The organism is Acidovorax cavernicola, assembly GCF_003581445.1.
This window is the reverse complement of the sequence record NZ_QXMN01000002.1, coordinates 282,709-296,034: the sequence shown is the minus strand read 5'-3', so window position 1 is coordinate 296,034 and position 13,326 is coordinate 282,709. Positions and strand designations below refer to the sequence as shown.

The following is a 13,326-nucleotide window of genomic DNA, read 5'->3' as shown; positions in this document are numbered from 1 at the left end:
GGTTCGCCGGAAGTCATGAGCGTGTGGTCAACCATGATCTTGCCCCGGTTGGAGTGAGTGAGGGAGGGAGGCCGATGCGGTCCCGTCGGTGGCGCGGACGGGGAAGTCGGGCACCGGCTCGTCGAAGCCGCGCGGGTTCGCCAGCTGCCACCGCCAGCTGTCCGCGCACATCTGGTCCAGGCTTCGCCGCGCGCGCCAGCCGAGCCTGTCCTGGGCGTGCTGCACATCCGCCCAGTAGGCCGGGGCGTCGCCGGGACGGCGCGGCCCGATGTGCACCGCGATGCGGTGCCCGCACGCGCGCTCGAACGCTGCAATCACGTCGAGCACCGAGGCGCCGCGTCCCGTGCCCAGATTCACGGTCAGGAGGCCCCGATGGAGCGTGGCGTACCGCAGTGCCGCCACATGGCCTTCGGCCACGTCCATCACGTGCACGTAGTCGCGCACACCGGTGCCGTCGTGCGTCTCGTAGTCGTTGCCGTGCACGACGACGTGCCCTCGCTCGCCCACCGCGACCTGCGAGACATACGGCACCAGGTTGTCGGGCGGTCCCTGGGGGTGTTCGCCCAGCAGTCCGCTCTCGTGCGCGCCGATGGGGTTGAAGAAGCGCAGGCACGCGATGCCCCAGCGCGGATCGGAGCGCGAGAGGTCCGCGAGCATGCGCTCCACCATCACCTTGGAGCGCCCATAGGGGTTGACGGCCGCGTACGACGCGCTTTCCCGGATCGGCGAGCGCGCGATGTCGCCGTAGACCGTGGCCGAGGACGAGAAGATCAGCGTGCGCACGCCGGCGCGCTCCATGGCCTGCGCCAGCGCCAGGCTGCCCGCCACGTTGACGTCGTAGTAGCCGAGCGGATCGCTCACCGAGCGGCTGACCGCCTTCAGTCCCGCGAGGTGCAGCACCGCGTCGACCCCGTGCTCGGCGAACACGCGGTCGAGCACCGTCGCGTCGCGCACGTCGCCGCGCACGAGCTGCGGCTGCACGCCGCAGATGCGTCCCACGCGCTCCAGCGAACGCGGGTCGCTGTTGACCAGCGTGTCCAGCACCACCGGGCGGAAACCGGCCGCGATCAACGCCACGCAGGCGTGGCTTCCGACAAAGCCCGCGCCACCCGTCACCAGAATCTTTGAGAGGGTCATGGTTGGGACTCGTGGAGTGGGGACGGTGTGGTCGTGCCTCGGTCCGCGACGCAGCGAACCAGCTCCTGCTCGAAGCGCGACAGGATGGCGTTCTGGTCGAGTTCGGCCTGCGCGAACGCGCGGCCCGCCGCACCGAGCGCTTCGCGCAGGGCGGGCGAGTGCGCGAGTTGGGCGATCGCATTGGCCAGCGCGGCTGCATCGCCTGGCGGAACCACGAGGCCGCGCTGCGCCACGGCGTTGCCGAGTTCGGTGCCGGGGTGGGCCGTGGCGATCACGGCTTTTGCGCTGGCGAACATGCCGGCCAGCTTCGAGGGCATCACGAGGTCCGCGGCATCGGCGCGCTGCGGCAGCACGTGGACGTCGGCCATGCCCAGCAATTCGTTGAGCCGTTCAGCGGGCTGCAGGTCGAGAAAATGCACGCGCTCCAGGCCGGCACAGGCCGACATCAGCGGGTCGCGGCTCGGGCCGTTGCCGCAGATGACGAAGTGGATGTCCGGCTGGTCGGCGAGCAGGCCTGCCGCCTCGGCCAGCAACTCGATGCCCTGCTTGGTGCCCAGGCTGCCTGCATAGAGCACGACCACGGCGTCGCGCGGAATGCCCAGTTCGGTCCGGTAGCCGCCGGCTGCATTGGCCGTATCGGGCGTATCGGTCGTGGGGCGAATCGCCGAGACGTCCACCCAGTTCGGAAAGAGCACCAGCCGGCCTTCGCCGATGCCCTTGTCCCTGGCCTTGTCGAGCATGGCCGCGGAGATGCTCGACACGCGACTGAACCGCGACAGCAGCCATCGCTCGAGCGACAGCGCGACGCGCCGCACGCCCGCGCCGCGCAGGTGGCCCAGGCTGAACGCCGCATCGACTTCATGGTCCTGGATGTGCAGCCACGACTTGATGCCGAGCATCTTCGAGAAGAGCAGCGCCGCGGGCGCGCACAGAAGCGGCGGCTCCACGACGAACACGAGGTCGGGCTTCCAGCGCGCCTGCGCCAGCAGCAGCGGCATGCTCGACACCATGAACGAGAACAGGTGCGCCACGCGCGCCAGCGCACGAGGCTGCGCGGGCACCCACGTGGGCGCGCGCCAGACCGTGATGCCGTTGTGCTCGCTCTTGCGGTAGGCCCAGGCCGAATGCCCCTCGAACACCGCCCAGTGCGGAAAGAAGGGCGGCGCCGCGATCACGCGGACTTCGTGGCCCCTGGCATGGAGCCAGTCGGCCATTTCGCCGGAGTACTTGCCGATGCCGGCGAGCTCGGGCGCGAAGTTCATCGAGTACAGCAGGATCTTCACGGCGACCTCCGCATGGCCGGGCGCAGCAGGCGCACGATCGGAAAGAAGCCGAACAGCGCGCGCATGCGCAGCTCGTACAGCAGGAAGTCGGAAACGAAGGCGATGAAGAAGACGTAGTGCGGCTTGTCCGGAAAGAGCGAGATCACGACGCCATACGAGGCCATCCGCAGTGCGAACTCCAGCAGCGTCCACCACCCGAGCGAGCCCATCGTGGCGTTGAGCGAGAGCATCATTTCGTGATGGACCGTGTAGGTTCTCAGCAGGAAGTACGGCGCGATGCACACGAAGATGTCGCGCGCCTCGGGGCCGAGCTTCAGCAGCGGCGCGGCCACGGCCAGCAGCCCCGCCAGCGCCACGAAGAGCACGCAGCCGAGCAGGAACGAGTGCCGCGCCAGCCGCAGCCTCCCGGCCGTGAGGTTGGCTGCGTTGGCGTCCAGCATCGCCGGCGTCTTCGTGACGAGAAAGGCCTGCACGAACTGCGAGGGCGCCTCCGCGAGAAGGAAGGCCAGCTTGAACGCGCCCACGTAGCCCAGCGGCATGAAGAGCGCCACCAGCAGCAGGTCCGACTTGCGCAGCAGGAAGCTCAGCAGCGCATACACCGTGGCGCTCGCCTGCGAAGCGAGCGGCAGCACAGGCGGCCCGGCCGGCGGCGTCGCGCCGTTCGGGGGCAGGGTGATGGCTGCGCACACGAGCATCAAGGCCAGCAGGTTGATGGCGAGCAGGTGCGCCACGCCGATCTCCAGGCCGAGCGCGGCGAGCGTCGCCACGCCCAGCACCAGCACGGTCGCGCGCACGCCCGACTCCCAGTTGAGCAGGCCCGCATGGCCCAGGCCCCGGCGGTACGACAGGCGCAGGCTGTTGAAGGCGAAGACCGCCAGCGACAACACGACCAGCGCGAAGGGCGCGCCGGCCACCGGCAGGCGCTGCGCGCCCACGACGCCGGCCGCGAGCAGCGCGGCCAGCGGAAGCCCGATGGCCAGTGTGCGCAGCAGGTCGCCGCGGGTCACGCGGGGCGGCACGCTCGCGGCGTTGCGCGAGAACAGGAGCGAACTCCCCAGCGTGCCCACGACCAGCGCGACTTCCAGCACCGACTGGTAGATGGAGTATTCGCCGAAGCGCGCGGGCGCCACCTGGGCCGCGATCAGAAAGATCGCCAGGAAGCCCGACAGGTACACGTACAGCCGGGACGCGAGCGCCCCCAGGCCCAGGCGCTGCGCGATGCGGGCGCCGGGCAGGGCGGACCATGTGCCTGCGGACGGTTTCATGGCGTGCTCCCGTCCGCGGGGTGCTTCGCCGCCGGCGCCTGTGCGAAGCCCAGGGTGTCGGCCATTCGACGCGCGCGCGAGGCGATCCGGTGCGCGTTGTTCTTCGCCCTGCGCGCCATCTGCAATGCCCAGGTCAGCGCCGCGACCGTGTACACCCTGCGCTGCAGCGCCGGCTGCATCGCCATCTTGGCCGCGCCCTGGAAGTGCAGCGCGAGCACGCGCACCGTTTCGCCCGCCGGCGTCTGCAGGCAGGGGAGGCCTTCGACGAAGCTCAGACGCTTGGCGCCGCCGCGAACGCGGAACTCGCGCGCGAGGTGGTTGGTGCCGCCGTTGACGTTGTGGTCGATCACCTGCCCGTCGAGCACCCGGTTGATCGGCAGGGTGTTGCCCGTCGCTTGCGCCCACAGGCACAGCAGCGTCATGTCGGACACCCCGCCGCGCACGCTGCGAGCCGCGAAGCGCTCGGCAATGTCGCGCAGCTGGTGCAGGCCCGCGGGCGTGCTGTACATCCGGGCGATGCAGGCGACGAAGTCCCGCAGGCCGGCCGCCGTCCAGTAGCTCACGTGCGGGGAGATCTGGCACGGGTCCCAGCCGTGCGCAGGCAGGATGCTGGAGCCGCAGAAGTCGGCGCCGCCCGCCAGGCGCGCAATGTGCGCGCCGACGCCGCGAAACAGCAGCACGTCGCTGTCGATCAGCACGAAGGCGCGGCACTCGGGGTGCGCCGCCAGGTGGTTGGCCAGGAGAAAGTAGCGCCGGAAGCAGATCTTCTCGAACGCCGGCGTGTTGCTCGACAGGTGCACGTAGGCCTGGCAGAAGCGCTCGTACGCAGGCCCGGCGTCGGTGTCCGACAGGACGACCAGATGTTCCGCCGCCATGGCCGCGGATTCGCAGCACAGGCGCAGGGCCGTGTTCTGGCGGTCTTCCACAACGATGAAGGGGAGGGCGTGGTCCATGGTCGGGCGGGTGTCAACAGGGTGTGTCAGGGCCGCGGCGCGGTGGCGCTGCGCACCAGCGCGACGTGCGCGGGAAGAAAGTGGAAGTCGGCGTCCAGCGGCAGATCGAGGGTGAGCATTCCGCCCCTGGCGTTCGTCTGCGCGATCCAGCCGCGCAGCTGCGCCGCCGGGAAGCGCGGCGCGCTCGGCTGGGCCCAGGAGGCGCCCAGCGGCGTCAGCACATGCAGCCTGAGTTCGGACGGCGGCGAGGCCAGGCGTGCGGCGGGCTGCAGGTACTCGCCCGCCATGAGGTTCTGGCACGGCGCGCTCTTGAGGCTGAAGCGCGCCGCCCCCTCGCCGGCATTGAAGGCCAGCCACCGGGTGGGGGCGCCGCTGCGCGCGGCCGCGCAGAACCGCTCCCAGTCGCGCGTCGTCATGCCCGTCGTGTTGTAGACACCGTCGAACCACCAGCCCGTGGCGAGCGCGCCGTAGTGCTGCGACCAGCTCTCGATCACGGTCGACCAGGCGGCGATGAAGCGCGGCGGCGGTGGCTGCTGCTCGGAGACGTCGCCCAGGCATTCCATCAGGTAGCGGTCCCCTTGCGGTGCGCGGAACGGCAGGTAGAGGATCAGTGCGATGCCGTGGCGCCGCAGCGCGCGGCCGATCTCCAGCGGCAGGTCGCGGGGCGACCGGTGTGCGGCGCTGCGCGGGCACAGCGCTTCGAGCGCGGCATTCGGCGCGATGAACTGGCCGTTGTTCTGCCCGAGCGTGAGGATGAGATGGCTGGCGCGCATCTCGGCGAGCGCGTCGGCGAAGGCGTCGACGTCGAAGCGGCCGATGCCGGCGATGGACTGCGTGTCGGGCAGGTAATGCACCATCACGCCGAAGCCCTGCACACCCTGCGCGCCCTGCACGCCCTGTGTTTCCGGAAGTGCCGCGACGGCGGGCCCGGCCCAGGCGGCCAGGCCGGGCGCCAGCATCGCGAGCGCGCGAAGAAGGGGCAGGGCGCGGTTCGTCATGGCGTGGCCTGCGCAAGCGAAGCGCCGCCGCGCTTCAACGTGCAGTAGCGCGCGGCCACCGCACCCGGCGTGCAGGCCCGCGAGAGCGACCATGCGGGTCGTGCGCGCTCGTGCTCGGCCAGGTAGCGCTCGATGCCGCCGAGGCCGCAGAACTCGTTGCCGACGAAGAATGCGTAGCCTGCGAAGAGCTCCCGATGCACCGGAAGGTCTGACAGCAGCAGCGGCACGCCCAGCGTGGCCGCCTCGGCGGCCGAGAGGTTGAAGCCCTCGAACGTGGACAGCGAAACGAAGGCCGTCGCGCCCCGGTACAGCCGCAGGAGTTCCTTGCGCGACACCAGCCCCCGGTGCCGCACGCTGGCGCGAAACGCGGGCGCCATGGCCGAGACCATGCGCTCGACCTCGGCGGCGCCGTTGCCCGTGATGTCGAGGTAGTCGACCAAGCCCTGGCGCTTCATGCGCACGAAGAGCTTCAGGATGCCCTCGAAGTTCTTGTGCGGGTAGTAGTGGTAGGCCGCGATCAGGTAGCGCCCGCCGGACGTGGGCGAGCGGTCGGCGCTGTCGGAACCCGCGGTGCCGGCGCCCGCATCCACGGGATTGAAGATCACCGCGGCGTGCTCGCAACGCGCGAAGTGCCGCTCGAAATCTGCCTGGCTGCTGCGGCTGATGAAGACCACGTCGGCGGCGCTGCGTGCGACGCGGTGCAGGTTCCAGTCGAGCCAGAGGCGCTTTTGCGGCGTGAAGTATTGCGGGTACGACTTGTACTGGACGTCGTGCACCACCACGATCGAATCCCGATGGCGGCCGAAGGGCGCCAGCAGCGAGAAGGGCAGGAAGTAGTTCGGGAACAGCGAGAACACCCGCTCACCGTGCAGCCACCCGAGCGCAAGGTGGACGTTGTAGAGCAGGGTGTCGAGCAAGAAGCGGCTGATCTTCAGCCGCCGTGCGGCCGCGTAGAGGCGTGGATGGCGCTCGCTGACCGGCTGCACGCGGTCGTCCGGCAGGCCGCGCATGCTCTGCAGCAGCACCTCGGACACGTTCAGCACCCCGCCCGCCGACGCGTTGAGGCGGATGGTGTCGTAGAAGAGGTAGGTGGCCATGGTCGCTCCCGTGCATGTGCGCTCTCATGCCGCCGGCAGGCCGGCGCGCGCCGGGCGGGCAGCCGGCCTGCGGAACCACGAAGCCAGGCTGCCGGCGACGACGGCCGCGACCAGCCCCGAGACGGCGAACGGTCCCCAGCCCAGGATCGGCCCGCGCAGGAACGGCACGTAGGCGGCCAGCAGCACCAGCGCACAGAAGTAGCCGGCCGTCAGCCTGCATTGCGGGGCGACGGCCCTGTCGACGAGGCGAAAGCCCATCGAGACCGCGAAGCCCAGCAGGGCCGGGCCCGCCAGGCCGAAGTCGAAGTACGCGGTGGTGAAGGGCGGCAGCGACAGGTTGCTCTGCGAGAAGTTGCCCAGCACGGCCGGCCAGCCGAGCGGGTCGAACTCCGGGAACATCTTCAGCGCGCGCGGCAGGACGAAGGAGAAGGCCGAGAGCAGGTAGCGTCCGTAGCCGAGGTCGGGAGACGGCGCGCGCTCCAGGATGCCCGCGACGACGAACATCGCGTCGAAGTCCGGGCTGAAGGGGTACACCGCCAGCTGCGCTCCCCACATGGCGTCCCTGGAGATCAGGTTCAGCACCGGGCCCAGGCCCGCGATGGCGCCGAAGATCATCGCAGCGAGCGTCCACCGGTGGCGGCGCCCCAGGGCGTGGATGAGCAGTGGAAGCAGCCCGATCAGGATGACCTGCCGGGCCGTGTTGACCGGATTCGCGGCAAAGGCGGCCAGCCCGAAGGCAAGGGCCGCGCCGCACCAGGCCGCCAGGGTGCGCTGTCGCAGGGCGTGGATCGCGAGCGCCACGAAGCACATCAGCACCACGAGCTTGGGCAGCGTGGAATAGACGATGTACTGGATCGGCGCGCTCTCTTCTTCGACAAGCACCCCACGCGCCACGAAGTTCATGTCGGGATGCAGGAAGAGCGCTGCGAACGCCACCTCCAGGCACGCCAGCAGCAGGAAGGGGTGGGAGACGCCGGCGCCGCGCGCGCGTGGCGCCAGCCGGGGCGCGGCCGGCGGCGCGGGCACGCCCAGCCGTGCGGCTTCCACCCCGGCCATGTACATCAGCAAGAGCATCAGTGCCTGCGTGTGCGCGGCCTGCCCGACGATGCCGACCTCCCAGAAGTCGACGTCGGCCGCGATCTGCATCGCCGGCGCCAGCGAGAAGTAGATGAGAACCGCCGTGTAGTGGATCAGCAGGAACACGCTGTCGGCGGCGTTGCCCAGCATCGACAGCTGCACCGCCGTCAGCACGAACACGACCCCGTAGCCCCAGACGGGATCGATGAGCCCGCACAGCGCGGCGCAGACGATGCCGCACCAGAAGACGAGGGTTCTCATGGCAAGGCCCGGTTCTTCAGGCGTGCGCGGCCTCTGCGGCGGTCCGCGGGGCCGCCTGGTAGTCCGCATAGGTGCGGCGCAGCCCTTCGGCCAGCGGCACCGTGGCCCGCCACCCGAAGCTGGCCGCGCGCGACACGTCCAGCAGCTTTCGCGGCGCGCCGTCGGGCTGTGCCAGGTCGTAGCGGATGCTGCCCTCGTAGCCCACGACCTCGCGGACGAGCTCCACCAGTTCGGCGATCGAGACATCCTCGCCCGTGCCGAGGTTGATGTGGCCGCGCATCGGGTCGGTGTGCTGGTCGTAGGCGGCGCGCGACAGGTTCATGACGTCCAGGCAGCCCTGGACCATGTCGTCCACGTACAGGAATTCGCGCCGCGCCCGGCCGCTGCCCCAGATCAGCACGCTCGGCGTGCGGCTGATCTTGGCCAGGTGAAAGCGCTGGATCAGCGCGGGCACCACGTGGCTGTTCTCCAGGTGGTAGTTGTCGCCGGGGCCGTAGAGGTTGCTCGGCATCACGCTGCGGAAGTCGACGCCGTGCGTGGCGCCGTACTGCCGGTTGTAGCTTTCGCAGAGCTTGATGCCCGCGATCTTGGCGATCGCGTAGGGCTCGTTGGTGGGCTCGAGCTTGCCGGTGAGCAGGGCCTCTTCGCGGATCGGCTGATCGGTCAGCCGCGGGTAGATGCAGCTCGAGCCGAGGAACAGCAGCCGCTTGACGTTGGCGAGAAAGGCCTGGTGCGTGATGTTCGCCGCGATCAGGAGGTTCTCGTAGATGAACTGCGCGGGGTAGGTCATGTTGGCGTGGATGCCGCCGACCTTGGCCGCCGCCACGTAGACCTGGTCCACAGGCTCGGTCGCGAAGAAGCGCGCGACGCTCGCCTGGTCGAGGAGGTCGAGTTCGGCGTGGCTGCGCGTCACGACCTCGTGGCCGAGCTCGCGCAGGCGCCTCGTGAGCGTCTGGCCCACCAACCCGCAATGACCTGCAACATAGATTCGCATGGCGTTCTTTCAGTGAAGGAATCGGTGACTCCGGGGTGGAAGAGATGCGGGTGGTCCGGTGTCAGCGCGAACCGCGCGCTCCCAGCACGACGCGAAAGGTCTTCAGCACGATCACGACGTCCCGCAGCAGGGAGAGCGTGGCGACGTACTCCGCGTCCATGGCCGCGCGGCGGCGGTAGCTCACTTCGTTGCGCCCGCTGATCTGCCACAGGCCCGTGATGCCCGGGCGCACCGCGCAGTAGTACGCCCAGTAGGGCCCGTACAGTTCCTTCTGTGCAAACATGCACGGGCGCGGACCGACCATGCTCATGTCGCCCTTGAGCACGTTCCAGAACTGCGGGAACTCGTCGATGCTGTAGCGGCGCAGGAAGGCGCCGAAGCGGGTGATCCGCGGATCGTGTTCGAGCTTCTGGAACTTCTCCCATTCGCGCCGGGCCGCGTCGTTCTCGCGCAGGTGCCTGGCCAGCACGGCCTCGGCGTTGGGCGCCATGCTGCGGAACTTGTAGAAGCGAAAGATCCGGCCGTCCTTGCCGTAGCGCGGCTGCACATAGATGGCAGGCGCGCCCGAGGTCAGCAGCACGCCGAGGGCGATCAGCGCGTAGGCCCAGCCCAGGAACAGGAAGAAGGAGCCCGCCATGAGGATGTCCATGGCGCGCTTGGCGACCTGCAGGAGCCGTGAGCCGCCCAGCGGCACGGGGCGGGTGGTGGTGCGGTGCGGCGTGCGCGAAAGGTGCGTGCTCATGATGTCGCGCGCTCCGGTTCGGCGTGGGGTGTGTGTCCCAGCGCGGGCGGATAGACGTTCGGATGCAGGCGGTAGGGGCCGTAGTCGTAGCCATATGCGCTGTGGCGTTGCCGCGCGTCCTGCGCGTTGAGCACCACGCCGTGGAACGACGCGCCCACGTGCGCCAGCCGCTTCGCACTTTCCACCAGGTCGCCCAGCTCGCTGTCGCCGGCGCGGGCCACGAGCATCAGGGTGCCCATGTCCGGCGCCATCGCCACGGTCTCGGTCGCCAGCAGGATGGGCGGCGCATCGACGACCACGACGTCATAGAGCGCGGACAGCGTCTCCAGCAGTCGCGTGAACGCGCTGGCGCCCAGCATCGTGGCCGGGTCGAGCGGCAGCTTGCCGGTGGTGATCACGTCCAGGTGCGGCAGCACCTGGGCGTGGACCGCCTGTGCGAGCGTGGCGGTGCCGGCGATCAGCTCGGACAGGCCGGCGGTGCCCTTCAGCCCGAACTGGCTTGCCAGCTTGCCGCAGCGCATGTCGGCGTCGACCAGCAGCACGCGCTTGCCGGAGGCCGCCAGCACGGCCGAGAAGTTGGCCGACAGGAAGGTCTTGCCCGCGCCCGGCGTGGCGCTGGTCAGCAGCATGCGGTTGTTCGGTGCCGCGGCCATCAGGAAGCCCAGCGTGGTGCGCAGCCTGCGCACGCCTTCGAGCGCCGGGTCTTCCGGATGCGAGGCCGCCAGCAGCTTGATCCCGGGTCTGCCGCTGCGGATGGCGCGATCGAGCGCGCCTTGCCGCGCGCTGAGCGCGATCGTGCTGTAGACGTTCAGGCCGGTGCGCATCTCGATCTCGTCGGGCGTGGCGACCGTGTTCCTGAGCACCTTGCGAAGGACCGCGGTGACCGCGCCCAGGAACAGCCCCACGGCCAGCGCCAGGGCCATCACGATCACGGCCTTGGGCCGCACCGGCTTCTCCGGCGACAGCGCCTGGTCGAGCACGCGCACGTTGCCGATCCGGCCTTCGCGGGCCAGGCGCATCTGCAGCGAGCTGTTCAGCAGCGACGCGTAGAGCTCCGTGTTGACCTTGATGTCGCGCTGCATGCGCAGCGAGTTCTGCTGCAGCATCGGCATGCGGCGGATGCGGTTGTCCACGCCGCCCAGCTCCTTGCGCAACGAGGCGATCTGCGCGTCGAGCGTGATCAGCATCGGGTGCTCGCTGGTGAAACGGCTCGCCAGGTCCAGGCGCTTTTGCCGCGCGTCGAGCAGCTTCGCCTGCAGGTCGACGTTCTGCGACAGCGCGTTGCGTGCCTCGTCGTCCAGGCTGATGGTCCCGTTCTGGTTGCGGTACTGGTTGTAGGTCTCTTCCGACCGTTCCAGTTGCTGCTTGAACTTGGGCAGCTCGGTGCCCAGGAAGTTCAGCGTGCGCTCGGCCTGCGCGGTCTTCTGGTCGATGTTCTGCCGCATGTACAGGCGCGCCACTTCGTTGAGCAGGTTCGCCAGGTGGTCGCGATCGTCGGTCTGCCAGCTCACATCGATCACGCTGGACTGCTTGCCCTTCTCGATCACGCGCAGCTCGCGCTGCAGCTCGAGCATGGTGAGCTGCGTGGAGCGCCGGGTCAGCTCGAAGGCGCCGCCGGGCAGGGCCTCGAACGAGGCCACCAGCAGGTGGACCGTTCCGCCCGGCACCGAACTGTCCATCGGCACGCCGACCTGGCCGTGCAGCGGGGTGTCGAGGTCGGGATGCGTCAGGGTGTAGCTGCCGCCCTTGCCGGCGGTCAGCAGGAACTTCTTGCCCTCGAAGGCCGGCGGCACGTCCATCTGCGCGACCGCGATCCGCTCGGTGCCCGACACATAGCCGCGCAGGCCGAGCAGACCCGGTCTGGACAGCGTCTTCGAATGCCGCGCGATGAAGGCACCCACGAGCGGGATGTAGTGCGGCCGCGCCGTGATGAACAGCTTGGTGTTCTCGATCGCCTGGCCGAGCACCATGCGCGACTTCAGGATCTCGGCCTCGCCCGACGTCGGCGTCTTCACGTTCACGCCGTTGACCGCGGCATCGCCCGCGCCGCCGGGCGAGCGTTCGGCATCCTCGAGCTGGATCAGCACGTTCGCTTCGTACACCCGCGGTCCGAAGAGCGCGTAGCCCGCGCCCAGCACCAGCACCGCGGCGGTGACCGAGGCGATCAGCCAGCGGTTGTCCAGCATGAGATCGACGTATTCCTTGAACCTCGAGTGCGGGGGCTCGGGTTCCGGGCCATACGGTGCGGGAAGCGGGGGGTACCAACGCGCATTCATGGGCTTCACCTTCTGTGTCGTGTTCGGGCCGGGGCGCCGCGCGGACCTACCTGCTGCGGGCGGTGTCGCGCGCGAGGTTGACCACCTGGGCGGCGGGAAGGATCAGGTTGGCGACCCGGTTCCACGAGACCAGCGGCACGCGGTCGACATAGACGACGTCGCGCGGGCGCAGCTCGAAGCGGTCGGCCAGCGCGAGCGCGGCCGGGTTCTTCGCGTTCAGGCTGAAGACCTGCGGCGTGTCGGGCGTCTGCGGCGAGTTGCGGATCACGTAGATCTGCCCGGGATCGGCCGTGAGCAGGTCGGGCCCGCCCGCATCGCCGAGGGCCTCGTTCAGGCTCATGCGGCCGTTGCGCATCAGCAGCGCCGAGGGCCGCAGGATCTCGCCCATCACGTAGATGCGGCTGTCGTCCCGGGCGCCGACGTACACGACGTCGCCGTTGCGCAGCGGAATGTTGTTGGCGTCGGCGCCGAAGCGCTTGAGCTGCATCAGGTCGATGACCACCGTGCGCTCGCCGCGTGTGAGCGCCACATGCGAACGGTCGCCCCCGAGGGTGATGCTGCCCGCCCGGTTGAGCGCCTCGGACAGCGTCATCGGGATGTCCGTGAAGATCTGCAGCCCGGGCGTGCGGACCTCGCCCTCGACATAGGCGCGCTGGCTGCGGAACGACTGGATGCGCACGCTGACCAGGGGCGCCTTGATGATCTTGCCGATGCGCGTCGCGATCAGCTCGGACGCACCGCTTTCGGTCAGCCCCTGCAGCCGGGTGCGGCCGATGTAGGGAAAGCTGATCTCTCCCGCGGCATCGACGATGAAGCCCGGTGCCACGGTGACGCCGGTCGGGTCGCTCTGCTGCGCGATCACCGCGCCCAGGTTGGGCTGCAGCTCGGGATTGTTGTAGACGGTGATGCCCACCACGTCCCCCGGCCCGATGGTGTAGGCCGCGGGCCGGCCGAACAGCGCCTTCACCTCGGGCGGGATGCCCGTGTTCCTGGCGAGCTGCGTGCGGATCAGCTCCGGCGTGATGGCTTCCACCCTGCCGGTGCCGCCGTTCTTGCCGTCGCCCGACTGCAGCGGGCCCGGCGGGCCGAAGCCGGGTGCGCAGCCGCACAACCCGAGCGCCAGCAGCAGCGCCATGGCCCGCGACCGGAAGCGACCACCGGGAAAGGCGCGGGCGCCCTCGGTGGCGAGGAGGCGCTCGCCGCGCGGATTCGCTAGGTCGACGGATTTCATGAGTCTCTCCTT

The 13,326-nt window shown here is 69.8% G+C and carries 11 protein-coding genes; all 11 read right to left on the bottom strand.

The window, feature by feature from the left end; genetic code table 11:
* Positions 1 to 27: 27 nt before the first annotated feature.
* On the bottom strand, positions 28 to 1,137 hold the full coding sequence (gene galE, locus D3H34_RS04195; protein WP_119552184.1) for a UDP-glucose 4-epimerase GalE: 1,110 nt from the start codon (positions 1,135 to 1,137) through the stop codon (positions 28 to 30).
* Positions 1,134 to 2,420: a glycosyltransferase WbuB gene (locus D3H34_RS04190; protein WP_119552183.1), complete on the bottom strand. Its 1,287-nt coding sequence runs from the start codon at positions 2,418 to 2,420 to the stop codon at positions 1,134 to 1,136. The genes galE and D3H34_RS04190 overlap by 4 nt, the downstream gene beginning before the upstream one ends.
* Positions 2,417 to 3,685, bottom strand: coding sequence for a polysaccharide biosynthesis protein (locus D3H34_RS04185; protein WP_119552182.1), 1,269 nt, complete (start codon positions 3,683 to 3,685; stop codon positions 2,417 to 2,419). Before D3H34_RS04185 ends, D3H34_RS04190 begins: the two co-directional genes overlap by 4 nt.
* Positions 3,682 to 4,638 carry a hypothetical protein gene (locus D3H34_RS04180; protein WP_119552181.1) on the bottom strand — a complete coding sequence of 319 codons (957 nt, stop codon included), beginning with the start codon at positions 4,636 to 4,638 and terminating at the stop codon, positions 3,682 to 3,684. Before D3H34_RS04180 ends, D3H34_RS04185 begins: the two co-directional genes overlap by 4 nt.
* Positions 4,639 to 4,664: 26 nt before the next feature.
* The gene (locus tag D3H34_RS04175) at positions 4,665 to 5,636 is read right to left on the bottom strand and encodes a hypothetical protein (protein ID WP_119552180.1); all 972 of its coding nucleotides are present in this window, start codon (positions 5,634 to 5,636) and stop codon (positions 4,665 to 4,667) included.
* Positions 5,633 to 6,733, bottom strand: a complete 1,101-nt coding sequence (locus tag D3H34_RS04170; RefSeq protein WP_119552179.1) for a glycosyltransferase — start codon at positions 6,731 to 6,733, stop codon at positions 5,633 to 5,635. Before D3H34_RS04170 ends, D3H34_RS04175 begins: the two co-directional genes overlap by 4 nt.
* Positions 6,734 to 6,757: 24 nt before the next feature.
* Positions 6,758 to 8,071 carry a hypothetical protein gene (locus D3H34_RS04165; RefSeq protein ID WP_119552178.1) on the bottom strand — a complete coding sequence of 438 codons (1,314 nt, stop codon included), beginning with the start codon at positions 8,069 to 8,071 and terminating at the stop codon, positions 6,758 to 6,760.
* A 16-nt stretch (positions 8,072 to 8,087) separates the two neighbouring features.
* Complete coding sequence (locus tag D3H34_RS04160) at positions 8,088 to 9,065, bottom strand: GDP-L-fucose synthase family protein (protein ID WP_119552177.1); 978 nt, start codon at positions 9,063 to 9,065, stop codon at positions 8,088 to 8,090.
* A 61-nt stretch (positions 9,066 to 9,126) separates the two neighbouring features.
* Positions 9,127 to 9,807: a sugar transferase gene (locus tag D3H34_RS04155; protein WP_119552176.1), complete on the bottom strand. Its 681-nt coding sequence runs from the start codon at positions 9,805 to 9,807 to the stop codon at positions 9,127 to 9,129.
* Complete coding sequence (locus D3H34_RS04150; protein ID WP_119552175.1) at positions 9,804 to 12,083, bottom strand: polysaccharide biosynthesis tyrosine autokinase; 2,280 nt, start codon at positions 12,081 to 12,083, stop codon at positions 9,804 to 9,806. The genes D3H34_RS04155 and D3H34_RS04150 overlap by 4 nt, the downstream gene beginning before the upstream one ends.
* A 46-nt stretch (positions 12,084 to 12,129) precedes the next feature.
* The gene (locus D3H34_RS04145) at positions 12,130 to 13,314 is read right to left on the bottom strand and encodes a polysaccharide biosynthesis/export family protein (RefSeq protein WP_434057676.1); all 1,185 of its coding nucleotides are present in this window, start codon (positions 13,312 to 13,314) and stop codon (positions 12,130 to 12,132) included.
* Positions 13,315 to 13,326 lie beyond the last annotated feature (12 nt).